Annotated in this window: 23 protein-coding genes and 1 pseudogene; 10 read left to right on the top strand and 14 right to left on the bottom strand. The window is 65.2% G+C overall.

What is annotated here, in order from left to right; translation table 11 throughout:
- Window positions 1-28 precede the first annotated feature (28 nt).
- On the top strand, window positions 29-1,504 hold the full coding sequence (locus ACQ859_RS28610; RefSeq protein ID WP_431263820.1) for a glutamate synthase subunit beta: 1,476 nt from the start codon (window positions 29-31) through the stop codon (window positions 1,502-1,504).
- A gap of 210 nt (window positions 1,505-1,714) precedes the next feature.
- Here the strand turns inward: ACQ859_RS28610 and ACQ859_RS28605 are convergent, their stop codons facing one another.
- The 7 genes and pseudogenes from ACQ859_RS28605 to ACQ859_RS28575 form a co-directional block, all read right to left on the bottom strand.
- Complete coding sequence (locus ACQ859_RS28605) at window positions 1,715-2,851, bottom strand: pilus assembly protein (RefSeq protein ID WP_431266682.1); 1,137 nt, start codon at window positions 2,849-2,851, stop codon at window positions 1,715-1,717.
- Window positions 2,734-5,583 (bottom strand): pilus assembly protein, encoded by a 2,850-nt coding sequence (locus ACQ859_RS28600; protein ID WP_431263819.1) that lies wholly within the window; start codon window positions 5,581-5,583, stop codon window positions 2,734-2,736. Before ACQ859_RS28600 ends, ACQ859_RS28605 begins: the two co-directional genes overlap by 118 nt.
- 13 nt (window positions 5,584-5,596) lie before the next feature.
- Window positions 5,597-6,211 (bottom strand): pilus assembly PilX family protein, encoded by a 615-nt coding sequence (locus tag ACQ859_RS28595; protein ID WP_431263818.1) that lies wholly within the window; start codon window positions 6,209-6,211, stop codon window positions 5,597-5,599.
- Window positions 6,212-6,230: 19 nt separating this feature from the next.
- Window positions 6,231-7,424 (bottom strand): PilW family protein, encoded by a 1,194-nt coding sequence (locus tag ACQ859_RS28590; RefSeq protein ID WP_431263817.1) that lies wholly within the window; start codon window positions 7,422-7,424, stop codon window positions 6,231-6,233.
- A gap of 8 nt (window positions 7,425-7,432) precedes the next feature.
- On the bottom strand, window positions 7,433-7,825 hold the full coding sequence (locus ACQ859_RS28585; protein WP_431263816.1) for a type IV pilus modification PilV family protein: 393 nt from the start codon (window positions 7,823-7,825) through the stop codon (window positions 7,433-7,435).
- A gap of 7 nt (window positions 7,826-7,832) precedes the next feature.
- Window positions 7,833-8,777, bottom strand: coding sequence for a pilus assembly FimT family protein (locus ACQ859_RS28580; RefSeq protein ID WP_431266681.1), 945 nt, complete (start codon window positions 8,775-8,777; stop codon window positions 7,833-7,835).
- Between the two features lie 56 nt (window positions 8,778-8,833).
- Window positions 8,834-8,972: pseudogene (locus ACQ859_RS28575) on the bottom strand (pilin); the annotation flags it as partial.
- A 271-nt stretch (window positions 8,973-9,243) separates the two neighbouring features.
- Between ACQ859_RS28575 and ACQ859_RS28570 the strand changes: the two are divergent.
- From ACQ859_RS28570 to ACQ859_RS28545, 6 genes are all read left to right on the top strand, one after another.
- Complete coding sequence (locus ACQ859_RS28570) at window positions 9,244-10,086, top strand: ABC transporter ATP-binding protein (RefSeq protein ID WP_431263815.1); 843 nt, start codon at window positions 9,244-9,246, stop codon at window positions 10,084-10,086.
- Window positions 10,083-10,862, top strand: a complete 780-nt coding sequence (gene mlaE / locus ACQ859_RS28565) for a lipid asymmetry maintenance ABC transporter permease subunit MlaE (protein ID WP_431263814.1) — start codon at window positions 10,083-10,085, stop codon at window positions 10,860-10,862. Before ACQ859_RS28570 ends, mlaE begins: the two co-directional genes overlap by 4 nt.
- Before the next feature lie 61 nt (window positions 10,863-10,923).
- Window positions 10,924-11,412: an outer membrane lipid asymmetry maintenance protein MlaD gene (gene mlaD / locus ACQ859_RS28560; protein ID WP_431263813.1), complete on the top strand. Its 489-nt coding sequence runs from the start codon at window positions 10,924-10,926 to the stop codon at window positions 11,410-11,412.
- Window positions 11,409-12,458, top strand: coding sequence for an MlaA family lipoprotein (locus ACQ859_RS28555; RefSeq protein ID WP_431263812.1), 1,050 nt, complete (start codon window positions 11,409-11,411; stop codon window positions 12,456-12,458). Before mlaD ends, ACQ859_RS28555 begins: the two co-directional genes overlap by 4 nt.
- A gap of 127 nt (window positions 12,459-12,585) precedes the next feature.
- Window positions 12,586-13,230 carry an MlaC/ttg2D family ABC transporter substrate-binding protein gene (locus tag ACQ859_RS28550; RefSeq protein WP_431263811.1) on the top strand — a complete coding sequence of 215 codons (645 nt, stop codon included), beginning with the start codon at window positions 12,586-12,588 and terminating at the stop codon, window positions 13,228-13,230.
- A gap of 6 nt (window positions 13,231-13,236) precedes the next feature.
- Complete coding sequence (locus tag ACQ859_RS28545) at window positions 13,237-13,551, top strand: STAS domain-containing protein (RefSeq protein WP_431263810.1); 315 nt, start codon at window positions 13,237-13,239, stop codon at window positions 13,549-13,551.
- An 86-nt stretch (window positions 13,552-13,637) separates the two neighbouring features.
- On the opposite strand, the gene ACQ859_RS28540 is transcribed toward ACQ859_RS28545, so the two are convergent.
- Both ACQ859_RS28540 and zwf read right to left on the bottom strand, forming a co-directional pair.
- Window positions 13,638-14,498, bottom strand: coding sequence for a MurR/RpiR family transcriptional regulator (locus ACQ859_RS28540; RefSeq protein ID WP_088407951.1), 861 nt, complete (start codon window positions 14,496-14,498; stop codon window positions 13,638-13,640).
- A gap of 10 nt (window positions 14,499-14,508) precedes the next feature.
- Window positions 14,509-15,954, bottom strand: coding sequence for a glucose-6-phosphate dehydrogenase (gene zwf / locus ACQ859_RS28535; RefSeq protein WP_431263809.1), 1,446 nt, complete (start codon window positions 15,952-15,954; stop codon window positions 14,509-14,511).
- A gap of 232 nt (window positions 15,955-16,186) precedes the next feature.
- Between zwf and tal the strand changes: the two genes are divergently transcribed.
- From tal to ACQ859_RS28520, 3 genes are read left to right on the top strand one after another with little or no spacing between them, the layout of a single operon-like run.
- The gene (tal, locus tag ACQ859_RS28530; protein WP_431263808.1) at window positions 16,187-17,137 is read left to right on the top strand and encodes a transaldolase; all 951 of its coding nucleotides are present in this window, start codon (window positions 16,187-16,189) and stop codon (window positions 17,135-17,137) included.
- Entirely contained in the window at window positions 17,134-18,762 is a 1,629-nt protein-coding gene (gene pgi, locus ACQ859_RS28525) for a glucose-6-phosphate isomerase (RefSeq protein WP_431263807.1), read from the top strand. The genes tal and pgi overlap by 4 nt, the downstream gene beginning before the upstream one ends.
- Before the next feature lie 40 nt (window positions 18,763-18,802).
- The gene (locus tag ACQ859_RS28520; RefSeq protein ID WP_431263806.1) at window positions 18,803-19,423 is read left to right on the top strand and encodes an HAD family hydrolase; all 621 of its coding nucleotides are present in this window, start codon (window positions 18,803-18,805) and stop codon (window positions 19,421-19,423) included.
- Between the two features lie 38 nt (window positions 19,424-19,461).
- On the opposite strand, the gene ACQ859_RS28515 is transcribed toward ACQ859_RS28520, so the two are convergent.
- The 5 genes from ACQ859_RS28515 to ACQ859_RS28495 form a co-directional block, all read right to left on the bottom strand.
- Window positions 19,462-19,671: a DNA gyrase inhibitor YacG gene (locus ACQ859_RS28515; protein ID WP_431048699.1), complete on the bottom strand. Its 210-nt coding sequence runs from the start codon at window positions 19,669-19,671 to the stop codon at window positions 19,462-19,464.
- 52 nt (window positions 19,672-19,723) lie between these two features.
- Window positions 19,724-20,479, bottom strand: a complete 756-nt coding sequence (gene zapD / locus ACQ859_RS28510; protein WP_088407952.1) for a cell division protein ZapD — start codon at window positions 20,477-20,479, stop codon at window positions 19,724-19,726.
- Window positions 20,480-20,548: 69 nt separating this feature from the next.
- On the bottom strand, window positions 20,549-21,142 hold the full coding sequence (gene coaE, locus ACQ859_RS28505; RefSeq protein WP_431263805.1) for a dephospho-CoA kinase: 594 nt from the start codon (window positions 21,140-21,142) through the stop codon (window positions 20,549-20,551).
- A 28-nt stretch (window positions 21,143-21,170) separates the two neighbouring features.
- Window positions 21,171-22,133, bottom strand: coding sequence for a prepilin peptidase (locus ACQ859_RS28500; RefSeq protein WP_431266680.1), 963 nt, complete (start codon window positions 22,131-22,133; stop codon window positions 21,171-21,173).
- Window positions 22,134-22,136: 3 nt separating this feature from the next.
- Window positions 22,137-23,372 (bottom strand): type II secretion system F family protein, encoded by a 1,236-nt coding sequence (locus ACQ859_RS28495; RefSeq protein WP_431263804.1) that lies wholly within the window; start codon window positions 23,370-23,372, stop codon window positions 22,137-22,139.
- Window positions 23,373-23,402: the final 30 nt, after the last annotated feature.

Raw genomic sequence — 23,402 nt, 5'->3', positions numbered from 1 at the left:
AGATTCAGGAATTCAGGAGAGAGCCGCCATGGGAAAAGTCACCGGCTTCATGGAGTACGAACGTCTGGAAGAGGGCTACGAGCCCGTCGAGGCGCGACTCAAGAACTACAAGGAATTCGTCATCGGCCTCAACGTCGAGCAGGCGAAGCAGCAGGGCGCACGTTGCATGGACTGCGGCACGCCGTTCTGCAACAGCGGGTGCCCGGTCAACAACATCATTCCGGACTTCAACGACCTGGTGTACCGGGGCGGGGACGCGGACTGGAAGAGCGCCATCGCGGTGCTGCACTCGACCAACAACTTCCCCGAGTTCACCGGCCGCATCTGCCCGGCGCCTTGCGAGGCTGCCTGCACGCTGAACGTCAATGACGACGCGGTCGGCATCAAGTCGATCGAGCACGCGATCATCGATCGAGCCTGGTCCGAAGGCTGGGTGCCGCCGCGGCCGGCGAAGGTGAAGACCGGCAAGACCGTCGCCATTGTCGGTTCCGGCCCAGCGGGCCTGGCGGCCGCCCAGCAGTTGGTGCGGGTGGGCCACAGCGTTACGGTGTTCGAGAAGAACGACCGCGTCGGTGGTCTGCTGCGTTACGGCATTCCCGACTTCAAGATGGAGAAGAGCCACATCGACCGTCGCGTCCAGCAGATGGAAGCGGAGGGCGTGGTCTTCCGCACCGGCGTGATGGTGGCGCACCTGCCCGAGGGCTCGAAGGTCACGAACTGGGCCAAGGACGTGGTCACCGCCGAGGAGCTGACGCAGCAATTCGACGCGGTGTTGCTGGCGGGCGGTGCCGAGCAGTCGCGCGACCTGCCGGTGCCGGGGCGCGATCTGGCCGGTGTGCATTTCGCGATGGAGTTCCTGCCGCAGCAGAACAAGGTCAACGCGGGCGACAAGCTCAAGGGCCAGTTGCGCGCCGATGGCAAGCACGTCGTCGTGATCGGCGGCGGGGACACTGGCAGCGACTGCGTCGGTACGAGCAACCGCCATGGCGCCAAGAGCGTGACGCAGTTCGAGTTGATGCCCCAGCCGCCCGAAGTCGAGGACCGGCCGATGACTTGGCCCTACTGGCCGATCAAGCTGCGCACCTCGTCTAGCCACGAGGAAGGCTGCGATCGCGAATTCGCGATCGCGACCAAGGAGTTCCTTGGCGAGAAGGGCAAGGTCACCGGCGTGAAGACGGTGCGCGTGGAATGGGTCAACGGCAAGGTCGTCGAGGTTCCGGGCAGCGAGCAGATCCTCAAGGCAGACCTCGTGCTGTTGGCGATGGGGTTCGTGAGCCCGGTCGCCGCGATCGTCGAGGCGTTCGGCGTGGCCAAGGATGCGCGCGGCAACGCCAAGGCGACGACCGAGTTCAATGGAGGCTACAAGACCAACGCGGCAAAGGTATTCGCGGCCGGCGACATGCGTCGCGGCCAGTCGCTGGTGGTCTGGGCGATCCGAGAGGGCCGCCAGGCGGCGCGTGCGATCGATGAGTTCCTGATGGGTGACAGCGCACTGCCGCGTTGATCCTCGACGACACTCACGAAACTCGAAGGCCCGCTGTCGCAAGACAGCGGGCCTTTTCGTTGGCACTGCGTGCCACTTGAATGTCCCTGGGCGGCATGTCGATGCCAGGCACAGGCGAAAAAAGCCCGGCACTGGCCGGGCTTCTGTTGAAACGAGCGTCGGATTACTGGACGCCGCCCGTGGCGCTGCGCAGCGGGACTTCGCGCCAGTTCAGCAGTCGGTTGCCAATGCCCGCAGGCGGTTTGACACACTGCAGACCGAGCGGGCCGGTGACGGCCTCGGAGCCGGGGGGCAGTCCTTGTCGCCAGACGGTTGCGCCTTGACGTTGCTGTCGCCGGATCCACCGATCGCCAGGGCCACGCCACCATCCCCACCGTCTCCGTGGGGCGACGGAATTCGAACGAACTGGAGATCCGTGACCGCAAAACCTGGCGAGAGGTAGGCGGCATTGTTGGCGAGTTGAGACCGCCCAGAACCCAGGTCGATGGCGTAGACGATGCTGCTTCCGGAAGGGTTGCAGGGGTTGGAGCTGTTCGGCAGCGTCGCGGCGTAAGCCACGGTGCCGCCGTAATACACCGGGTCGGTGATCACTCGATATCCCGCAACGGCGTCGACATACCAGCCCACTTTCTCCGAGTAGTCCACGACCGTTGCTTGCGTCAGATCGTTCAGCCGCGTCAGATTGGAAGGGGTGATCGGGAAAGTCACACCCTTCGGCAGATTGCCAGCCGAATTGAAGCGCCCTGCGTTGCCATCCCAGACGGCATACAAGCGTTGACCTTGAGAATCCTTCAAGTCGCTGGCTGCAAGCAGCTTGCCGGTGCCGAATGCGATGAAGCGGCGGTTGGTGTTGGGCTGGGCAATGACCGCGATCCGGGTCGTGATCGGCTCCGGATTGTTGGCCGAATCGGCCGCCTGAGCGATCTTCACCGGCGTGGCGAAGGGATCTTGGGGATTCTTCTTTTCACCGCGCAGATCGAATCGCCAGACAGCGCCCGACAGATCACCGCCATACACCGACTCGGCCACCAGTGAAGAGATATCGGCGTAGAAGGCCGAGATCGTGGACATCCCGCTGGGGCTGTCCGGCGTGCCGGCGTCCGCCGCCGGGTTTACCGCAGGCGGGTTCACGACCGGCGTGTCGATGCGTGCCAGTTCTTTGCCCGTTTTGGGATCCAGGATGAACAGATGATTCTTGCCGGAGGCGTTGTTGTAGCCGGCGGGCACCATCACCACCCAGCCGAAACGCTCCACCTTGGCGATGAGGGGCTCGCCGAACTGGAAGCCCATGTCGGTCCCCGAGTACTCCCACAGCACCTTCTTGGCGGCGAGCTCGTCGGTGGTGATCCCGTCGACGTCGGTGACGTCCAGGGCATAGATGCTGCGCCCCCCTTGCCCATGCCGCCGACGACGATGGTGTGCCAATCCGACACGGGGTTGTTCAGGTCGCCGTTGGTGCGGTTGAAGTCCACGTCCGCCGTGGCAATGGGGCCGTCGACCAGGAAGCGATGGTTCATGGCCGGGTTGCCCACCCAGGCCAAGCCGTCCAGCGGAGCGCTCGCGAGGAGGTTGGTGGGGCCGAGGTAGGTGCCACCCGGGACGTAAGCGAACAACTCCTTGCCGGGGATCCGCTCGGGCTTGATGCTCGCGTCCAGAGAACCGTCGATCACATGAACGACGCCAGCGTTGGTCGCCGTCACCAGGATGGTTCGGCGGTCAGCCTTCGCGGCCACGAACGCTGCGTAACCCGGGTTCGACGCTTCAGCCAAGGCTGCAGACGGCGGCCCGATGGTCACGAGCTTGGAGTTGACGATGTCCCCGAGCAACGCTACGCGGTTGCGGTAGGCCTTGAGGCTGTTGTCGAGGGTGGAGCTCTGTTCGTTTGTGCGGTCGCCCCGCAGATAATTCAGGTAGCTGCTCCCGTCATCGCCCTTGCCATACGTCGTATCCAAGGCGGACTGCTGCAATTTGGACAGACTGTCGTACTTGAATGGCACGACCGTCTGTTTCTCGGTGTTGTAGGTGGCCATGAACCGCCCATTTTTCCAGCCCACGTCGGCCAATTGGGCTGCGAGCTTTTCCGAGAAGCGCCAGACGTCGTTGCTGGTCAGCGCGTTCGTCTTCGTGTCGACACCCAGCTTGCGTGCGACAACTTCGCCGCTCCAGCTTGTGGCATCGAACTGTGCCGCGTAGTTGGCGGTGTCGGCGGCGCCGATAGAGCGGCTGGTGGTGGACAGAGCTGTCGAATAGGCCTTCATCCGCGACGCGATGCTCGAGAAGGCCTTCGACAGGCCGTCGACCATCGAGTCCGGTTTGCCCGCCGTGAAATAGGTGTCGGGCCTCAACTGACCACCAACGGTATCGCTCGAGTCGCCGGTGTGCCACCAGGCCTGCGTCAGGTCGGCGGTGCGTTTGGTGGGATCAAAGTCGTCGGCCAGCGTGGCGCCGCCGTATTTGGTCGCCAGGTAATACTGGTTGTTCGTCTTGAAGGTCTGGAGCTCCAGCACGTCGACCCAGTAGGTCTGCACGGTCTGCCGCCCCTCAAGATCCGGGCGGACGTCGTTCGTGTTGGCCCAGTAGGCCATGCCGGCCATGAGCGCGCCGTTATTGGTGCAGCAGCCGTTGTAGGGCTGCTGGTCCGCGAGATTCTTGATGCCGCTCATGGTGCCGACGTAATTGGTGAACGTCGTCGCGTCGAACGCCTTGTCGTTGCTCACTTCCGTGGGCTGCGGTTTCGGCTCGGAGTTGCCGGAGCCGCCGGGCACATTGCGGTCGGCATGGGTGTTGACGTCACCGATGCCGAGCACGAAATTCTTCTGGCACGCGTACAGGACCGGGTCCTTCCAAGGGGAGACCACCGGGAAGTTGTCGGCGTACGCCTTGGCATCCGACACCTTCGGTGCGGACCAGGTTGACACATCGCCCAGATTCCTGAGATAGCGGAGCGTTGCGTAGTACAGCTCACCCACCGGGTCATAGGTCTTGTAGGTGCCGGTATTCCCGAACTTGTTCAGGTAATTCATCACCCCGCTGTTCTCGATGGTTCCGAACGCCGTGGCTGTATTCTTGACGTCGTCGGGGCTGGCGTTGGGATACATGACGCCGGTCACCGAACTCCATTCCGCGACGTCATTGACCTTGTCGGTCCCGCCCGGGATGGGTTCGCGCGGACCGACAAACTTCTGCGACGCGCGAAGGACCCCACCGTCACGGTTGAGATCGCCGTCGTTCAGATAACCGAACGCGCTGAACCGGATCTGGTTCGCATACTGCTGGATCAGGCCTTCCGGCTTGTAATTGGTCCCGTACTGCTTGCAGTTGGCCTCCAGATACTCGATGCCCAGCGTGCTGTCGCAAACCTTGGCATTGACGTTGAGCACGAACGACGTGCCCATTGCCCAACTGGTGCTGGCCGGATTGAAGGCGGAGGGGTTGCCGCTGTTGTTGTTGCCGCTGCCGCTGAAGCGCATCTGGCGGCCCAGGCCTTGGATCCGGATCTTCAGGCTGGTCCAGGGAACAGTCTTGTTCTTGTCGATATCCACCAGCGGCGTAGCGCCAGCGATGACGGTGGACGAAGTGATGTTGCGATCGGGGAAGTTGCCGGTGCCGCCCTGGCCGGAAGCGTAGGCCTTCTGAAGCACCGTCACGAAGTCGGTGTCGAGCGTGCGGTACCCGCCGGTGAGGGCCCAGCGGAACGGGTCGATCGTTTGTGTGGTGGCCCAGTTCAGGAAGTTGCCGCTCCACTTGCCCGAGCACACATGATCCACAGCCTTGGCGACCGGCGCGAAGTGGTCGACGGTGATCGCCTTGGCCCCTGGGGCCGCGGCGAGCCGGTAGTCATAACACTTCTTCGGGTCGAAATAGCCCAGATAGGTGGAGACGGGGTTGTAGGTGGCGTCGATATGGGCATTGCCGACGGCGGTGGGGAACTCCACCGACAGCGCCAACGCCAGATTGCCCGGCACGGTGACGGCGGAGAACACGGGCTGATCCGCCAGCGGCGTTACGGCGAATGCCGGAACCGCGGCCAGCGCAGCGGTGGCAGCACTCAGGCGTCTGCTCAGGAGTGATTTGGACATCGTGGAACCTCGATCAGTTCGAAAGCTGGGTCGTGTACGTGGTCTGGAAGAACGAGTACGCGTCGTGCGGCCCCATGACGCGCACGGTGATCCGGTACATCGGCTGCTGCTTCGGTTGCAGCTGGTACTTGTCGGATCCGGCCTTGACTTCGTTGCCGGCCACCAGACATCTGGATTTGTCGAAGGCGCCGGTGGCGTTGCACAGGCGCTCGATCAGATAGTGGATGCGCAGGCCATCGTCAGGGAGCGAAATCTCCTTGGTGGCGCTGCCCGCACCGTTCATCGTCGCAGGCGTCGAGCCGATGTTGAGCATGGCCTGAGGGATGCCGGAAGCATCCGTCGGCAACATGGTCGCGCTGTAGTTGAATGCCGCATTGCTGTTCTCGCGCGAAGCCTCGGTCTTCAGATCGCCCACGGACAGCACAGTCGCGGCAGCACGTACGGCGAGCTCCGCGCGGTTCGCCATGTCGCGCTTGAAGCCGAAGTTGCCGACGCTGGACAGCGTCACGCTCATGGAACGCATCGCGACTGCGGCGCCGATCAGCAGCACCGACAGCGTGATCAGGGCAATGACCATGATCACACCGCGTTGGCGGGAGAGCGGGAAGGGCATGGTAGTGGGGCGCATCGTGTGCTCGGGCAGGGCGTCAGGGAATGTCGGGACGGTCGGACAGATTGGTGATCGCGTTGCGCACCGGCACCGTGAACTCGACGAGCTTGTAGGTGCGTTTGAGTTCGTCGCCTGCGATGTTCCGTGTCACCTGCATGTTCGCTGGCAGGGACGAGAACATCTTGAAGGAGCTCGGCGAGGACACGTCGTTCTCGATGCGTTCGGCGCGCAACAGCATCGACACGCGAATCGCCACAATTGCGCTGAGATTGGCGGAGGAATCGGCGGAGCCGTCGCTCAGCGTGGCGCCGGAGAAGGCGCCGCTGGGGGTTACCCAGTTGGTGGTGATCTTGCCGCCGACCACCGAGCCGATGCCGTAGCGCACCCGAAGGTCCATCACGCCGTCGGCCAGCGGCACCGGGGCGGTGGCGTCATTGGGCATGTTGTTCAATCGCAGCATGTCGTAGCTGACGAGTTGCTGGGCAGCATTGACGCCCAGCAATTGAAATCGCGGGGTATTGCCAGCCTGATTGCCGAGGTTGACCAGCGATGTGAACTCGCCGCTCATGCCGAAGGTGACGATGCTGACGTTGTTGATCGACGACGAGAAGAAGGTTCCGCCCAGCGGCAGCGCGGGATTGGGACTGGCCGAGGCGGCCGGAATAGCCCCGGCCTGCACGACCATGCACGGGGCGGGGAGGGGTTCCGCCAGCAGCAGCAGATCGTTCTGACGAATGCCGATAAAGTTGTCCAGTTGAAGGGTCGTGGCCTTGACACTTTTGGGGATCACCTGCATCGGTGTCTCGCTGACGCCGGCGGACGTGTTCATCACCTGGATCAGGTCGGACCCACCCTGGCCGGCGCCCTCCCAGACCATCAACGGAATCATGCGTACATTCTTCGACACGCTGCCGAACGGTGCCGGGAACGCAGTCAGGGCCGGCAGGATCTGGCTGCCGGCGATGGAGGAATGCATCAGACATCCGAACGATGTGCTGAGTCGGTAGAAACCGGAGCCGGCACTCCGCAGCTGGCGATCCAGGTCGTAGGTCAGATAGCCGCTGTTGAGCGCGAGGTCCGAGGTCGACGAGTTGCGACGCTTGGAGATCTCGTAGCGGTTCACCACCGTGCCCAGTGCGGCGATCAGCACCAGGCCGATCGTCATCGAGATGAGCAACTCGATCAGGGTGAAGCCGCGCGCGGCGCGCGGTGGCAGGGAGTGGAAAGACATCGGCATGATCAGTTCAGGCGCACCTGCGTGACGTACTGACGGGCGATTCCCGTCGGCGGAGTCCACGAGACGGTGATGGTGGCGATCTGCGTCGTGGCATCCACGGCCACGGTGCCGGTGGCGTTCGGCAGACCGGACTGCGTAGCAGTCGCGACCCGGGTGACCCAGGCCGCCGTGGTGGGCGGGTTGAGCACGCCGTACGCCCACATGTCGTTGGCCAGGTCGGACGCCAGCAGGGCGGCGCGTTGCGAGTCCTCGACGCCGGCCGTGGCTTGGGAGGCCCGCGCCATCAACGTGACCAGACCGACGATGCCGATCGTCATGATCACCATCGCGACCAGCAGTTCAATGAGGGTCATGCCCCGCGCGGAGCGCCGATGGGGGAAAGGGGTGCGCTTCATGGGAGGCTCAATTGATGATGGCGGGGCAGCCGTCAGGCATGTCGGCCGACTCCAGCCGGTCGCGATCGCACAGCCGGACGGTCCCGCCCAGGGTCACCCAGACCGCGAGACGCTTGAGACCGTCGGCAGGCGCTCCAGTCGCGGAATCGACCCGGAAGATCGTCTGCCCGTCGTTCGGCACGGTGCAGGCGGCGACGGCGCCGGTCTGCGGTGCAGCATTGGTCAGCGAGATGGGACGGCCGTTCGGCCCGAAGCAGACGGCCGTGGGGCCGGTCAAGGTGACCGTGCTCGCGCCACCCTTGTCGGAGATCCGGCCGCACATCGCCGGTGCCGTGACAGCGTTGCTGGCCATGGTGAGCGCGACATTGGGCACGACGCGGACCACCCAGTTGTTGCCGGTCGCCACCGGCTTTTCACCACCTGTGCACGTGGTTTCGTCGGTACGGTAGAAGGCGACCGGTTGATAGCTCTTGATCGCTTCGGCCTGTGCCGCGCGCAAGGCCGTCGCGATGCCGCTGCCAGCGCCGCGCATCTGCGCGTTGGTACTGAAAGTGCGCAGCGTCGGCGCGGCGAGCGCCGTGGCCAATCCGATGATGGCCACGACGATCATCAGCTCGATCAGCGAAAACCCGCGCGCGCCGCGGCAGGGGGTTCTGGTCAGCATGCCTCGCCCTTGACCATCACCCAGCGCGACCCGCAGGTCGTGGCGGAGTTCGCCATCCAACCCAGGGGCGCTTTCGTCGTGCGGGTGTCCTGCTGGTTGACGGTAAAGACGAATGAGCTGAGATTGGCGTCCGTGCTGACGGCCTGAAGGACGTAACCGGTGGCATTGGCGCTGCCGTTGGGCGTGTTGCAACTGATCATGAACTTGCCGTTCTTGACCGGTGTCGTGCAAGGGGGAGTTGCTCCCGCTCGTCGTGTAGGTGCGGAAGTTCTGGTAGTAGGCTTCCATGTCGGCTCGCATCCCCGTCAGGCCTGATGCCGCGTCCGTCAGCGAGCCGCGGATCACGTAGGTGCGATAGGCCGGCAAGGCGATGGCGGCCAGGATGCCGACGATGGCCACGACGATCATCAGCTCGATCAGCGTGAAGCCCCGGGCGCCAGGGCGGCCACGGTGAGCGGAAGAGGTCTTGAGGTTCCCGAACATGAAGCGCTCCTTGTTTGCGAAATTATCGACAGCGGCCTCCGGAAGGCGAGCCCGCTCGTCGTGCCTCGGATTCCGCCCGTCTCGCGACGATCTCCGAATGTGACGTCCGTCACGCCTGGGCGGCCGCGACCGGCCGTGGGGCGGATGCCGCGTTCTCTCATATATCTTCACCCCGCCCCAGGTGCCCTCCGGCATCAATTCGGGCTTTACCCTATGATCCCGGCTCCCGGACGACTGCCGCCCGGCATCGTCCCGGATCGATCTCAACGAAATGGCCTTTACTGATCCCAATTCATCCAGAAGCGTCCGCCCACTGATCGAGGTGAAGGATGTGACCGTCGGCTATGGCGACCGGATCATCCTGAAAGACGTCAACGTGACGTTGCCGCGCGGCAAGGTGATGGCGCTGATCGGCTCATCGGGCGGCGGCAAGACCACGTTGCTGCGGTTGCTGACCCGGCAATTGCGGCCCCGTTCCGGGCAGGTCCTGTTCGACGGCCATGATCTCGCGCCGATGAGCCAGACCCAGCTCTACGCCCAACGGCGCCGGATGGGGATGCTGTTCCAGTTCGGGGCCCTGTTCACCGACCTGAGCGTGTTCGAGAACGTCGCGTTCCCGCTGCGCGAGCACACCCGGCTGCCGGAACCCATGATTCGCGACCTCGTGCTGATGAAGCTCAACGCGGTCGGACTTCGCGGCGCTCGCGACCTGATGCCCAACGAGGTGTCCGGCGGCATGGCGCGTCGTGTCGCTCTGGCGCGCGCGATCGCGCTGGACCCGGATCTGGTGCTGTACGACGAACCCTTCGCGGGCCTCGACCCGATCTCGCTCGGCGTGACCGCCCGCCTGATCCGTGACCTCAATGACGCGCTCGGCCTGACCAGTGTGATCGTCTCCCATGACATCCACGAGACCTTCGGCATCGCCGATCACGTGGTGATGGTCGCCAACGGCGCCGTCGTGGCGCAGGGAACGCCGGATGAGCTGCGGCACAGCACGGACCCGCTGGTACACCAGTTCGTCAATGCCGAATCCGACGGTCCGGTGCGCTTCCACCAGCCCGCCAAGCCGGTCCGCGAGGACTTCGGCCTGCCGCAAGAGGTGTCGGCATGATCGGTTTCGCCACCTCGATCGGACGCGGGCTGCGCCTGAAGCTCGGCGACTGGGGCGCTTCGGCCCGGCTCCTCGGGACGCTGCTGCTGCATGTGGGCGCCTGTCTGCGCCGCTTCTCACTGGTGCGGGAGCAGATCTTCTTCCTCGGCAACCGGTCGCTGTCCATCATCGGCGTGTCCGGGCTGTTCGTCGGCTTCGTGCTGGCGCTGCAGGGGTACTACACGCTGCAGCGTTACGGTTCCGCGGAGGCTGTCGGCCTGCTGGTCGCGCTGAGCCTGGTGCGCGAACTCGGACCGGTGGTGGCGGCGTTGCTGTTTGCCGGACGGGCCGGGACGTCGCTGACCGCGGAGATCGGCCTGATGAAAGCCGGCGAACAACTCAGCGCCATGGAAATGATGGCGGTCGATCCAGTGCAGCGTGTCCTGGCCCCGCGCTTCTGGGCGGGCTTCATCGCGATGCCGCTGCTCGCGGCGATCTTCTCCGCAGTGGGCATCATCGGCGGCTGGCTGGTGGCCGTGCCGCTGATCGGCATCGACGCGGGATCGTTCTGGTCGCAGATGCAAGGTGGCGTCGACGTGTTCAAGGACGTCGGCAACGGCTTCGTCAAGAGCGTGGTGTTCGGCGTGACCGTCAGCTTCGTCGCGTTGTTGCAGGGCTACGCTTGCAAGCCTACGCCGGAAGGGGTCTCCCAGGCGACGACCCGCACGGTCGTGCTGTCGTCGCTGGCCGTGCTGGGGCTGGATTTCATCCTCACCGCCATGATGTTCTCGATCTGACGCGCCGCGCGCGATCCGTCGACACCACAACCGAATTCAAGAGATATCTCGGAGTTGCCTGATGCAATCCTCTCGTTATGACGCGCTGGTCGGATTTTTCGTGCTCTTGGGCGGCGCGGCCCTGCTGTTCCTGGCCTTGAAGGCCGGCAATCTGCTGTCGCTGAATTTCCAGGACACGTACACCGTGACTGCCAAGTTCGACAACATCGGCGGGTTGAAGCCTGGTGCGGCCGTCAAGAGCGCAGGCGTCGTGGTCGGTCGTGTCGGCGCGATCAGCTTCGACGACAAGAGCTTCCAGGCGCGTGTGATCCTGAACATGAGCCAGGGCGTCGCCTTCCCCAAGGACAGCTCGGCCAAGATCCTCACGTCCGGCCTGCTGGGCGAGCAATACATCGGCCTGGAGCCGGGTGCGGAAGAAAAGAACCTCGCCGCGGGCGACATCATCACGCAGACGCAGTCGGCGGTGGTGCTGGAGAACCTGATCGGCCAGTTCCTCTATAACAAGGCGGCCGACGCGTCTTCGACGCCGGCCTCGGGAGAGAAACAATGACCACCACCACAACGGCCGGGTCCGCTCGCGCGGGCCGGACCGAATTAGCGGCCGTTCTGCTGAGCGCCGCGCTGCTGGGCGCTGCGACGCCGGCGATGGCGCAGGCCGCGGAGCCGCCTGAACAACTGCAGACGCTTGCCGAGCAAGCCGTCGCGCCCGTGCAAGCCGCGGAACAACAGGTCGACGAGCTGGCGACCGCGCCACAGGCCGATGAGGAGGAGGCCGCACAAGACCAGGTCGCCGCACCGGCGTCCGCGGCCTCCGCCGCTGCGCCCGAAGCTGGGGCGTCCGCTGCCGAGCCGGCTGCGGCAGGGCAGGCCGGTGCGGCCGCTGCCGCGGCGCAGGAGGCGCCGACGCCCGGCCCCCGCGTGCGCAACCGGCTGGACCCCTGGGAGGGCTGGAACCGCAAGGTCTTCAACTTCAACGAGAAGCTCGACGAGAACCTGCTGCGTCCGGTCGCCACGGCGTACTCGGACCTCGTGCCGCAGCCGGCGCGCCAGGCCGTGGACAACTTCTTCGGCAATTTCTCGGACGCGTGGTCGGCCGTCAACCTGTTCCTGCAGGGGCGCTTCAAGAACGGCGCGACGCAGACGATGCGTGTCGCCGTGAACTCCGTGTTCGGCATCGCCGGCCTGATCGACATCGCGACGCCGGCAGGTCTCGAGAAGACGTCGGAAGACCTGGGGCGCACGCTCGGCTACTGGGGTGTCAAGACGGGGCCGTACATCGTGTGGCCACTGCTGGGACCGTCGTCGCTGCGCGACTCTGTGACCTTGCCGGCCAACATCTACTACTCACCGGCCTACCTGTTCGACGATGGCGAATACAAGTTCGCGATCTCGGCGCTCCAACTGATCAACACGCGCGCGAACCTGCTGCGGGTGACCGACATGCTGGATGGCATCGCGCTGGACAAGTACACCTTCGTGCGCGACGCCTACCTGCAGCGTCGGACGATCAAGACGCACAAGGAACAGGAAGAGGACGACGACTACGAAGTCATCACGCCGGACGAGAAGCCGGTCAATCCTCAAGGCGATCGCTGAACGGCCCGTGAAGGCGGGTTGAGCGTCGCAACAACCGGTAACGCCCGTGGGGGCGACCGGTGAACCGGAACGGGTCTTGCCACGTTGTGATCCGGTCCGTGTCATCAAGAGAGAGAAAGGACAACGCATGAATGCCACCAAACGACTGCTGCTAGGCGCGATCGTCTCGATCGCCACGCTGAGCCCGCTGGCCTCCTTCGCGGCCGACAGCTCGGCGCCGGACCAGCTGATCCGCGAGCTGTCGATCGAAACGCTGGATGCCGTCAAGGGCGACAAGGCCATCCAGGGCGGCGACGTCAACAAGATCATGGACCTGGTCGACACCAAGGTGATGCCGCACGTCGACTTCCAACGCATCACCGCCACGGCGGTGGGCCGTTTCTGGCGGCAGGCGACGCCGGAGCAGAAGCAGCGTCTGCAGGACGAATTCAAGACGCTGCTGGTGCGCACGTATGCTGGCGCGCTGACGCAAGTCAAGGACCAGACGATCGCGATGAAGCCGATGCGTGCGTCGCCCGAAGACAAGGAAGTCATCGTGCGCACCGAGATCCGCGGCAAGGGTGATCCGATCCAGTTGGACTACCGCCTGGAGAAGCTCGACTCCGGTTGGAAGATCTACGACGTGAACGTCCTGGGCATCTGGCTGGCCGACCAGTACAAGAACAGCTTCGCGCAGGAGATCAACGCCAAGGGCATCGACGGCCTGATCAAGTCGCTGGCAGAGCGCAATGCGCGTCCGGCCCCGGCGGCGTCCGCTGCCAAGAAGGGCTGACACGAGATGCTGAAGCTGCCGTCGCGGCTGCGTCTCGAGAACGCGCCCGAGGAGTGGGTGCGGCTCGAGAGCGCGCTGCGCGCTGAGCTGGCGCAGGTCGGCAATGCCGCGGGCCGCAGCATCACGCTGGATGCCAGCGGGCTGAACGACTTCGACTCGGCGGCGTTGAGCCTGTTGCTCAGCGCGCTGAGGTTGTGCGGTCAGGACGGCTGGCAGTTGACGCTGCAGCAGGCGCCCCGCGAGTTGCGAGAGCTGGCGCGGGTGTACGCCTTGGAACACCTGTTCTGGGCCGATGCCGTGGCGCCCGCTGAAATGGCGTGACGCGACGCTTCCGATGACAACGGGCCGCTTGACGCGGCCCGTTTCTTTTCAGCGATGCATGCATCCCGCGACGAGATCGCGGACCGCTACTGCGCGTAGCGTTTGGTGCGGAGGTTGCGTTTGATCTCCTGCAGCATCGGACGGAGGTTCTCGCCCAGTCGCAAGGCGACGCCGGTGGTCAGCACGTCCACGACGATCAGGTGCAGCAGTCGCGACACCATCGGGCTGTAGCGGTCGTAGTCTTCCGGATGGTCGACGGCCAGCAGTACCTGGCCCGGCAACTGTCCCATCTGGGCCAGGGGCGAACCGCTGGCGGTGATGATGATCGTCGTTGCCCCCTTCTTGCGAGCGATCTCGGCCGCATCCATCAGGTCGCGGCTGCGGCCCGAGTTGGAGATGATCACCGCGCAGTCGCCGGCGCCCAGCATCGTGGCGCTCATCAACTGCACGTGGCCGTCGCTGCAGGCGAAGGTGTTGGCGCCGAGTCGGAAGAACTTGTGCTGCGCATCCTGCGCCACGATGCCGGAGTTGCCGACGCCGTAGAACTCGATGCGCTGGCGCTGGCGGGCCGTTTCGGAGAGCGCCGTGATGGCGCGGTCGAAGGCATGGCTGGCGGCGTCGTTGCGGTAATGAAGCAACGCGGCGACAGCGTTGTCGACCACCTTGACGATCAGGTCGCCTGGTTTGTCGTCCTCGTCGACAGCGCGATGGACGAAGGGCACGCCCTCGTTGACACTGCCGGCGAGTTTCAGCTTGAAGTCGGCCAGGCCGTCGTAGCCGACGCTGCGGCAGAAACGCACCACTGTCGGTTTGCTGACATGGGAGCGATCGGCGAGCTCGCTGACAGGCAGGCTCGCGAACGAGCGCGGGTCGGCCAGCAGCAGCTTGGCGACCCGCTGTTCGGCGGGCGGCAGCGCGGGCAGCGCGGCCTTGACTCGTTCGAGCATGCTCATCGCGTCAGCATTCCTCGATCCAGGAGTGGCCGTCGCGGGCCACCAGTGCGCTCGAGGCGGGCGGGCCCCAGCTGCCGGCGACGTAGGTGCGCGGACCGGTGCTGTCCTGCTTCCAGAAGTTCAGGATCGGCTCGACCCAGCGCCAGGCCTGTTCCTGCTCGTCACTGCGCACGAACAGGTTGAGGCGTCCGGCGATCGCGTCCAGCAACAACCGCTCGTACGCGCCGACGCGCGTGTGCGCGAAGGCCTTGTCGAAGTCCAGGTCGAGCGAGACCGGGCTCAAGGCCTCGGTGCTGGAGCCGCCCTTGTTGGCCATCAACTGCAGCTCCAGGCCGTCCTCGGGCTGCAGCTTGATGATCAGCCGGTTGGGGCAGCTGCTGCCCGGGAAGATCGGATGCGGCACCGGACGGAAATTGATGACGATCTGCGCGTCACGCGCGGCGAGGCGCTTGCCGGTGCGCAGGTAGAAGGGGACGCCTGCCCAGCGCCAGTTCTGGATCTCCGTCTTCAGCGCGACGAAGGTCTCGGTGTGGCTGTCCGCGGGGATCTTGCCTTCGTCCAGGTAGCCCGGCACCGGCTTGCCCTCGGCGTTGCCGGCCCGGTACTGACCGCGCACCACATCGCGTGCGACGCTTTCCGCCGTGAACGGCTTGAGCGCGCGCAGCACCTTCAGCTTCTCGTCGCGGATGGCGTCGGCGTCGTTGCTGGAGGGCGCCTCCATCGCGATCATCGTCAGCAGTTGCAGCGCATGGTTCTGGATCATGTCGCGCAGCGCGCCGGTGCCGTCGTAGAACGGACCGCGCGTGCCGACGCCCAGCCCTTCGGCCAAGGTGATCTGGATGTTGGCGATGCTTTCACGCCGCCACAACGGCTCGAACAGCGCGTTGCCGAAGCGCAGCGCCATCAGGTTCTGCACCGACGGCTTGCCCAGGTAATGGTCGATCCGGAAGGCCTGTGTCTCGGAGAACACCGAGCGCACGACGCGGTTGATCTCCTGCGCGCTGGCCAGATCGTGGCCCAGCGGCTTCTCCAGCACCACGCGCACGTTGTCGCCGTTCAAGCCCGCGGCGCCGAGCTGCTGGCAGATCTGCGTGAACAGGTGGGGACTGGTCGCCAGGTAGAACACGACGGTGTCGGCATCGCGCTCGCCCAGCCACTCCTTCAGCCGGGCATAGTGGTCGGGCTGGGACAGGTCCATGCGGCGGTAGTGCACCAGCTCGGAGAAGCGGGCGAACTCTTCGTCGTTCGGTCGCTTGCCGGCCTCGACTTCCTGGAAGCGCTCCTTCAGCCACTCGCGGTAACGCTCGTCGGACTGCTCGTCGCGGGCGACGGCCAGGATGCGGCCGCCTTCGGGCAGCTTGCCGTGGCGGAACGCCTGGAACAGCGCGGGCATCAGCTTGCGCCAGGTCAGGTCACCGGTGCCACCAAAGAAGACGAGGTCGAAGGACATGAGCGCGGCGCCCCGCGTCGGGGCGTAAGAGTTGTTGGCGATGTCTTGATGTAACGAAGTTACCGGAATTATGATGCCCCAGTTTCTTGGGCCGGTCAACGTGCGCGGCGCCTCCGAAGGCGGGGGCCGCCAGCAGTTCTAATAGGGGTTTTTCTCCGTCGGTGGATTGGGGCAAGGCCCATGCCTCCGATGCGTCCCGTCCGTTTTCGACCGCCCCCAGGCGCCTACGCTCATGAACCAGCTCGAACAACTCAAGGCCTTCACCACCGTCGTCGCCGACACCGGCAACTTCAAGCAGCTGGCGCAGTTCACGCCGCGCGATGCGACGACCAATCCGTCGCTGATCCTGAAGGCGGTGCAGTCGCCTGACTATGCCCACCTGCTGGAGGACACTGTCGCCGCGAACAAGACCGACTCGCTGGACCTGATCGTCGACAAGGTGCTGGTGGCCTTCGGCCTGGAGATCCTGAAGGTCGTGCCGGGCCGGGTCTCGACCGAGGTCGATGCGCGCCTGAGCTTCGACACCGTCGCCACGCTGGCGCGGGCTCGCCGCCTGATCCAGATGTACGAAGACGCTGGCATCGGCCGCGACCGTGTGCTGATCAAGGTCGCGTCGACCTGGGAAGGCATCCAGGCCGCGCGCGAGTTGGAGCTTGAAGGCATCCACACCAACCTGACACTGCTGTTCTCGTTCTGCCAGGCCGTGGCTTGCGGCGAGAACGGCATCCAACTGATCTCGCCCTTCGTCGGCCGGATCTACGACTGGTACAAGAAGGCGGCCGGCCCGAACTGGGACGAAGCGGCCAGTGCCGGCGTCAACGACCCCGGCGTGAAGTCGGTGGCCGCCATCTACAACTACTTCAAGAAGCACGGCATCCAGACCGAAGTGATGGGCGCGAGCTTCCGCAACGTCGGCCAGATCCAGGCGCTGGCCGGTTGCGACCTGCTGACGATCAGCCCCGACCTGCTCGCGCAGTTGCAGGGCAGCGAGGCCCCGTTGGCGCGTGCGCTCGACGCGGATGCCGCCAAGGCCCAGGACTTGCCCAAGGTCTCTTTCAACGAGGCGGCGTTCCGCTTCGCCCTCAACCAGGATGCCATGGCCACCGAGAAGCTGGCTGAAGGCATCCGCCTGTTTGCCGTCGATGCCGGCAAGCTGGACCAGATGATCGAAAGCCTGCGATGACCGAGTTCCCGCGTTGCGACCGCAGCCCGACCTGGGCGGCCTTGCAAAGTCATTTCCAGCAATCCGGACGCGCGTTCGATGTGCGTCAGGCCTTTGCGACCGATGAGGGCCGCTTCGCGGACTTGTCGCTGCAGGCGCCGGAGGTGTTCGCGGATCTGTCGAAGAACCGCATCGACGCCCGCACGCTGGAACTGTTGCTGACGCTGGCCCGGGACGTGCAGCTGGAGTCGCAGCGCGAGGCGCTGTTCAACGGCGATCCCATCAATGCGACCGAAGGTCGCGCAGTGCTGCACACCGCGTTGCGCGCGCCGGCGGGGAAGGGGCCGCACTCGGACGAGGTGCAGGCCTCGCTCGCGCGCATGCTGGCCTTCGCCGACGCGGTCCGCGATGCGGCCAGCAGCGGCATCACCGACGTCGTGCATATCGGCATCGGCGGCTCGGACCTCGGACCGGCGATGGTCGTGCAGGCCTTGCAGTCCTATGTGCCGGCCGGACTGACGCTGCATTTCGTGTCGAACGTCGATGGGCACGACCTGGCCCCCGTTCTGCGGAACCTGGATCCGAAGACCACGCAGTTCATCGTCGCCTCCAAGACCTTCACGACGCAGGAGACGCTGGCCAACGCGATGGCTGCGAAGGCCTGGTTCCTGCAGAACGGCGGGACCGACATCGCAAAGCACTTCGCTGCCACGACGAGCAACGCGAAGGCGGCGGCCGACTTCGGCATCACGACGACCTTCGGCTTCTGGGACTGGGTCGGCGGGCGCTATTCGCTGTGGTCGGTGATCGGTCTGCCGATCGCGATCGCCGTGGGCTCCACGCACTTCCGCGCACTGCTGGCTGGCGCGCATGCAATGGACCAGCATTTCCGCAGCGCGCCGCTGGACAGGAACCTGCCCGTGCTGCTGGGCCTGCTGGATGTCTGGTACCGGAATTTCCACGGCTTCACCAGCCGCTCGGTGGCGCCATATCACCAGGGTCTGCGTCGGCTCCCCGCCTATCTGCAGCAGCTGGAGATGGAGAGCAATGGCAAGGGTGTGGATCGCGCCGGTGATCCGCTGAGCTTCGCCACCAGTCCGGTGGTGTGGGGCGAGGCCGGTACCAACGGCCAGCACGCCTACTTCCAGATGCTGCACCAGGGGACCGATGTGATCCCGGTGGAATTCATCGCCGTGAAGACGCCGAACTTCGGCGCGCATGTCGGCGGCGAGCTGCTGGAGAAGCTTCAGGACCAGCACGTGAAGCTGCTGGCGAACTGTCTCGCGCAATCGCAGGCGCTGATGCAGGGAAAGACGGCGGAAGCCGCGCGCTCGGAGAAGGCGCCGACGGCGTCGCAGGACCTGGACCCGGACGTGCTGGCGCGGCATCGGAGCTTCACCGGCAACCGGCCGAGCACGACGCTGCTGCTGGACGCGCTGACGCCGTCGTCGCTGGGCGCGTTGATCGCGCTGTACGAGCATCGCGTGTTCGTCAGCGGCGCCGTGTGGAACATCAACAGCTTCGACCAGTGGGGCGTGGAGTTGGGCAAGGCGCTGTGCAACAGCCTGCTGCCGCGCCTGACCAGCGGCGATGCGTCGGGCCTGGATGCCTCCACCGCCGGCCTTCTGGCGAAGGTGCGCAGCTGAGCGCGGCTCTCCGATCTCAACGCAGTAGAGAACGAATCAGATGAAGATCGTGTTCGATTTCGGTGCGGTGCTGTTCCGTTGGCACCCGCCCAGTTTCCTGGCCCGCGTCTGGTCGCATCGCGCCCCCGACGAGGTCCAGGGAGCCGCGCTCGCCAAGGAACTCTTCCAGGACTACCGCGGCGATTGGGGCGCGTTCGATCAAGGCCTGATCGACGCCTCCACGACCGCGGACCGCATCCATGCGCGCACCGGATGGCCGCGGGAGGACATCGTCGCCGTGATGGACGCCGTGCCGTCGGAGCTGAAGCTCATCGAAGGCTCCGCAGCGTTGATCCAGGAACTGAAGGCGCACGGGCACACGCTGCACTTCCTGTCCAACATGCCGGAACCGTATGCCGACTACCTCGAACAGACGTTCCCGCTGAAGGACTGGTTCGTGTCGGGCGTGTTCTCGGGGCGAGTGAAGCAGTCGAAACCGTCGCGTGAGATCTTCGACCTCGCGCTCGAGCAGTTCGGCGCCAAGCCCGACGAGGTGCTGTTCCTCGACGACCATCCGGACAACATCGCCGCGGCGAAGGCGCTCGGCTGGCACACGCACCTCTTCACGACGCCGGAACTGGCTCGGCAGGACCTGGTCCGCCGAGGACTGCTTCCGGCCTGAAAGACGTCGACAGACGCGCGCACCGCGCGCGCAGCGACCTACTTCGAGGCGTCGTCCTCGTCGATCGTCGTCGGCGGCGCGGCCACGCGGAACGATTCGTCGGACCAGTGGCCCAGATCGATCTGGCGGCAGCGCTCGCTGCAGAACGGGCGCCAGAGGTTGCTCGGTGCGAACAGGCTGTCACCCCCGCAGGTGGGGCAGGGGACGATGCGAGGCGCCGGCGTGGCGGGGATGAATTTCTCGGGCATGACGGAGTCGGCACTACGGGTGCGGGAGGCGCTCAGCGCCGCGCACACCGGGTCAGGAACACAGGGTCAGTTCGAAGGTGGCGTCGACCGGCGCCGGTTTCAAGCGCCCGTCCTCATCCTGGCGCATCAGCCGGATCGAGACCATCAGCCGGTGGCCGCTGATCTCCGGGATCAGGCCCAGGCTGGGATCGATGCGCATGCGCAGCATGTGGAAGCTGCGGCCCGGCGGGAGGCTCTGCTGGTACTGGCCGCCGTGGGCGGCCACCTTGTGCGGTGAACCGCTGTCACGCAGCAGACCCAGCAGCACGTTGAGTGCCTCGGCCAGGGGCATCAGCGTCTGCGCCCACTGCATCAGGTCGTTACGGCGACGCACCGGCAACAACTGCTGCCACGCGTAGTAGGCCGGCAGATCGAACTCGCAGGTACCGCCGGGGATCGAGATCCGGCTGCGGATGCTCATCAGCCACTCGTTGGTCGTGAGCGCATGGCCAGCCTTGCCGGGCAACTGGTTGAGCTTGTCGAACGCGGCATCGATGCGGCCGACCACCTCGTCCAGTACGGCTTCAGATACCGCTGGATTGCCGCGGTAGCTGTTGAACTGCGTGCGGTGACGTTCCAGCTCCTTGAGCAGGTCGGCCTTGAGGTCGGCACGCGAAGCGACGTCCATCACCTCGAAGATGGTGGCCAACGCGAAATGGTGATCCATCGCGGTGTCGCGCGCCATCAGCTGACCAAGCCGATCGAACAGGTGTTCGAGTCTGAGCATCGTGCGGATGCTCTCGTTGAACGGGTATTCGTAGAGGACCAAGTCGACATCCCTTTGCGGCAAGTGACCATTGTTCCACAGTGTCACAGCGCCCCCTGATCGGGGATGGGGTCAGAGCAGGGGACTCGTGAGCAGCAGGCGGACTTCTTCCTTCAGCTGTTCAAGCGTGAGGCCGTCGTTCTGGATCACCGCATCCGCAGCGGCGCGGCGCTGCGAGCGTGTCGCCTGCTGCGCCAGGATGGCCCGCACGGCCGACTCGCTCAGGCCCGAACGGGCGATGACGCGGGCGACCTGGGTTTCTTCTCCGCAGTCGACCACCAGTACTCGGTCAACCAGGCGTCGCCAGCGCCCGGATTCGACCAGCAGCGGCACGTCGAATACGACGCGTTGTCCCGTCGACGCGCGCGCCGATTGCCGCGACGTTTCCGCGCCGATCATCGGATGCAGGATGGCTTCGAGCGCCCGCTTGGCCGCCGGGTCACGGAACGCGAGTTCTCTCATCGCGGCGCGATTGAGTGCGCCCTCTGCTGTGACGAAGGCGGCGCCGAACTGCGCCAGGATGGCCGGCATCGCGGCGCCGCCGGGCCGGGTCAGATCACGGGAAATCGCGTCGGTGTCGACCAGCAGCGCGCCGCCAAGGGTGACAAGCGCCGACGCGACGGTGCTCTTGCCGCTGCCGATGCCCCCCGTCAGGCCGATGCGCATGATGCGGGTCCTCGCTGGCGAACCAGCGTCAGACAGGGGGAATCAGCCAGGTGGCGACGCGGGCCGGGCCGACCAGCAGCACCGTCAGTCCGCCCCCGGCCAGGAATGGGCCGAACGGGACGACGTTCCCCTCGCGCAGACTGCCGTTGAACTTCATTCCCAATCCCACCAGCGCTCCGACGAGCGACGCGCACAGTGCCACCGGAATCAGCATCTGCCAGCCCAGCCATGCGCCAAGCGCCGCCAGCAGTTTGAAGTCACCGTGGCCCATGCCTTCCTTGCCGGTCAGCAGCTTGTAGCCCCAGTAGATCGACCACAACGACAGGTAACCGACGACCGCGCCGATCAAGGCGTCATTCAGCGTCACCGGGATCCAGCCCAGGAATGCCCCGAGCAGGCCGGCCCAGATCAGCGGCTGGTTGATGTGCTCGGGCAACAGAGTCGTGTCCCAATCGATGCCTGCGAGCGCCACCAATGCTGCAGCAAATCCGCAATAAAGCAGCGTGACAGGCTCTGAACCCAAGCGCCAGGCGATGGCTGCGAACAAGGTGCCGGTCAACAGCTCGATGAAGGGATACCTGGCCGAGATCGGCGCCTTGCACGAGGCACATTTGCCGCCGAGCCGCAGCCAGCCAAGCAGCGGCAGATTTTCATGCCAGCTGAGCTGGTGCCCGCAATGCGGACAGCGCGAGGCCGGTCGCGCCAGCGAGAAGGGCGGTTGCGCCGCCAGGGCCGCCCCCATCGGCGCGGCAGCCTCCGCCAGCTGTCCAGCCTGAGTGGCGTCGATGCCGGTATACCGCTGCAACTCGTCGGTGAGCGCCATCTGCTCCGCGCATTCGGACAACCACTCGCGATGCAGCATCACCGGCGTGCGGTAGATGACGACGTTCAGGAAGCTGCCGACGCACAGTCCGATCACCGCCAGGAATGCCGGCGACAGCACGATCTCCCGCAGGACCGGGTCCCGCAGGATTTCCAACACGGCATCCAGCACTTACACCACCGCGCCCAGCTTGAAGATCGGCAGGTACATCGCGATCACGATGCCGCCGATCAACGTGCCCAGGAACACGATGATGATGGGCTCCATCAGGCTGGACAGGGCCTTGACGGCATCGTCCACCTCTTCTTCATAGAAATCGGCCGCCTTGCCCAGCATGTGGTCCAGCGAGCCGGACTCCTCGCCGATGGACGACATCTGCAGCACCATGATCGGGAAGATGCCGGTCGTCTGCATCGATGTCGTCAACGAGGCGCCGGTCGACACGTCGCGCTGGATCTTCTCGGTCGCCTCGACGAACACGGCGTTGCCGGATGCGCCGCCCACTGAATCCAGGGCTTCCACGAGCGGCACACCCGCAGCGAACATCGTTGCCAGCGTGCGTGTCCAGCGTGCGATCGCGGACTTGTAGAGCAACTGCCCGAAGATCGGGATCTTCAGCAGGAGGCGGTCCATGAACTTCTGCATCTTCTCGGAGCGTTTCCAGCTCTGGAAGAAGAAGTACAGGCCACCACCGATGACGCTGAATATCAGCCACCAGTACGCGACGAACAGTTCCGACATTGCCATCACGAACAACGTGGGGGCCGGCAGGTCGGCACCGAAGGACTTGAACACGTCCTTGAAGGCCGGGACCACGAAGATCATGATCACCGCCGTCACCACGAAGGCCACGATCATCACCGCGATCGGGTAGGTCAGGGCCGACTTGATCTTGCCCTTCAACGCGACGGTCTTCTCCTGGTAGATCGCCAGACGGTCCAGCAACGCTTCCAGGATACCGCCCTGCTCGCCGGCCTCGACCAGGTTGCAGTACAGCGCATCGAAATAGAGCGGGTGCTTGCGGAAGGCGGCCGACAGCGAGGTGCCGGTCTCAACGTCCTGACGGATGTCGGTCAGGAGCTTGGTCATGCGTGGGTTCGGGCTGCCTCGTGCGACGATGTCGAAGGACTGCAGCAGCGGGACGCCGGCACGCATCATCGTCGCCAACTGCCGTGTGAAGACCGAGATGTCCTTCTGCTTGATCGACCTGCCGCCGGAACTGCGCCGTTTCTTGATCTTGCTGACCAGGATGCCCTGCCGCCTCAGCGAGGCGCTGATGACGGCTTCGCCGCCGGCCCGCATCTCCCCGCGAACGATCTTGCCGTTGCGGTCCTTGCCTTCCCATTCGAAGACGTATTCCTTGATGCCCTTGGCCGCGCTCTTGCCGCTTGCGGTGGTCGTCGCCATATCACCTCCTGCCGTCGCGCCAGACGAGTG

The organism is Roseateles chitinivorans, from assembly GCF_050632235.1.
Lineage (GTDB): Bacteria > Pseudomonadota > Gammaproteobacteria > Burkholderiales > Burkholderiaceae_C > Roseateles > Roseateles chitinivorans_A.
The sequence above is the reverse complement of the archived record's forward strand: the minus strand, read 5'-3'. Positions and strand labels throughout refer to the sequence as shown.

Excerpts from the sequence above, each read along its gene's own strand:
- mlaE (WP_431263814.1), top strand. The coding sequence starts at position 10,083 with ATGATCGGTTTCGCCACCTCGATCGGACGCGGGCTGCGCCTGAAGCTC.
- ACQ859_RS28570 (WP_431263815.1), top strand. The coding sequence starts at position 9,244 with ATGGCCTTTACTGATCCCAATTCATCCAGAAGCGTCCGCCCACTGATC.
- pgi (WP_431263807.1), top strand. The coding sequence starts at position 17,134 with ATGACCGAGTTCCCGCGTTGCGACCGCAGCCCGACCTGGGCGGCCTTG.
- zwf (WP_431263809.1), bottom strand. The coding sequence starts at position 15,954 with ATGTCCTTCGACCTCGTCTTCTTTGGTGGCACCGGTGACCTGACCTGG.
- ACQ859_RS28550 (WP_431263811.1), top strand. The coding sequence starts at position 12,586 with ATGAATGCCACCAAACGACTGCTGCTAGGCGCGATCGTCTCGATCGCC.
- ACQ859_RS28520 (WP_431263806.1), top strand. The coding sequence starts at position 18,803 with ATGAAGATCGTGTTCGATTTCGGTGCGGTGCTGTTCCGTTGGCACCCG.
- ACQ859_RS28545 (WP_431263810.1), top strand. The coding sequence starts at position 13,237 with ATGCTGAAGCTGCCGTCGCGGCTGCGTCTCGAGAACGCGCCCGAGGAG.
- ACQ859_RS28585 (WP_431263816.1), bottom strand. The coding sequence starts at position 7,825 with ATGAAGCGCACCCCTTTCCCCCATCGGCGCTCCGCGCGGGGCATGACC.
- ACQ859_RS28580 (WP_431266681.1), bottom strand. The coding sequence starts at position 8,777 with ATGGAAGCCTACTACCAGAACTTCCGCACCTACACGACGAGCGGGAGC.
- tal (WP_431263808.1), top strand. The coding sequence starts at position 16,187 with ATGAACCAGCTCGAACAACTCAAGGCCTTCACCACCGTCGTCGCCGAC.
- mlaD (WP_431263813.1), top strand. The coding sequence starts at position 10,924 with ATGCAATCCTCTCGTTATGACGCGCTGGTCGGATTTTTCGTGCTCTTG.
- ACQ859_RS28600 (WP_431263819.1), bottom strand. The coding sequence starts at position 5,583 with ATGTCCAAATCACTCCTGAGCAGACGCCTGAGTGCTGCCACCGCTGCG.
- ACQ859_RS28495 (WP_431263804.1), bottom strand. The coding sequence starts at position 23,372 with ATGGCGACGACCACCGCAAGCGGCAAGAGCGCGGCCAAGGGCATCAAG.
- ACQ859_RS28590 (WP_431263817.1), bottom strand. The coding sequence starts at position 7,424 with ATGTCTTTCCACTCCCTGCCACCGCGCGCCGCGCGCGGCTTCACCCTG.
- ACQ859_RS28595 (WP_431263818.1), bottom strand. The coding sequence starts at position 6,211 with ATGCGCCCCACTACCATGCCCTTCCCGCTCTCCCGCCAACGCGGTGTG.
- coaE (WP_431263805.1), bottom strand. The coding sequence starts at position 21,142 with ATGCGCATCGGCCTGACGGGGGGCATCGGCAGCGGCAAGAGCACCGTC.
- ACQ859_RS28610 (WP_431263820.1), top strand. The coding sequence starts at position 29 with ATGGGAAAAGTCACCGGCTTCATGGAGTACGAACGTCTGGAAGAGGGC.
- ACQ859_RS28540 (WP_088407951.1), bottom strand. The coding sequence starts at position 14,498 with ATGCTCGAACGAGTCAAGGCCGCGCTGCCCGCGCTGCCGCCCGCCGAA.
- ACQ859_RS28555 (WP_431263812.1), top strand. The coding sequence starts at position 11,409 with ATGACCACCACCACAACGGCCGGGTCCGCTCGCGCGGGCCGGACCGAA.
- ACQ859_RS28515 (WP_431048699.1), bottom strand. The coding sequence starts at position 19,671 with ATGCCCGAGAAATTCATCCCCGCCACGCCGGCGCCTCGCATCGTCCCC.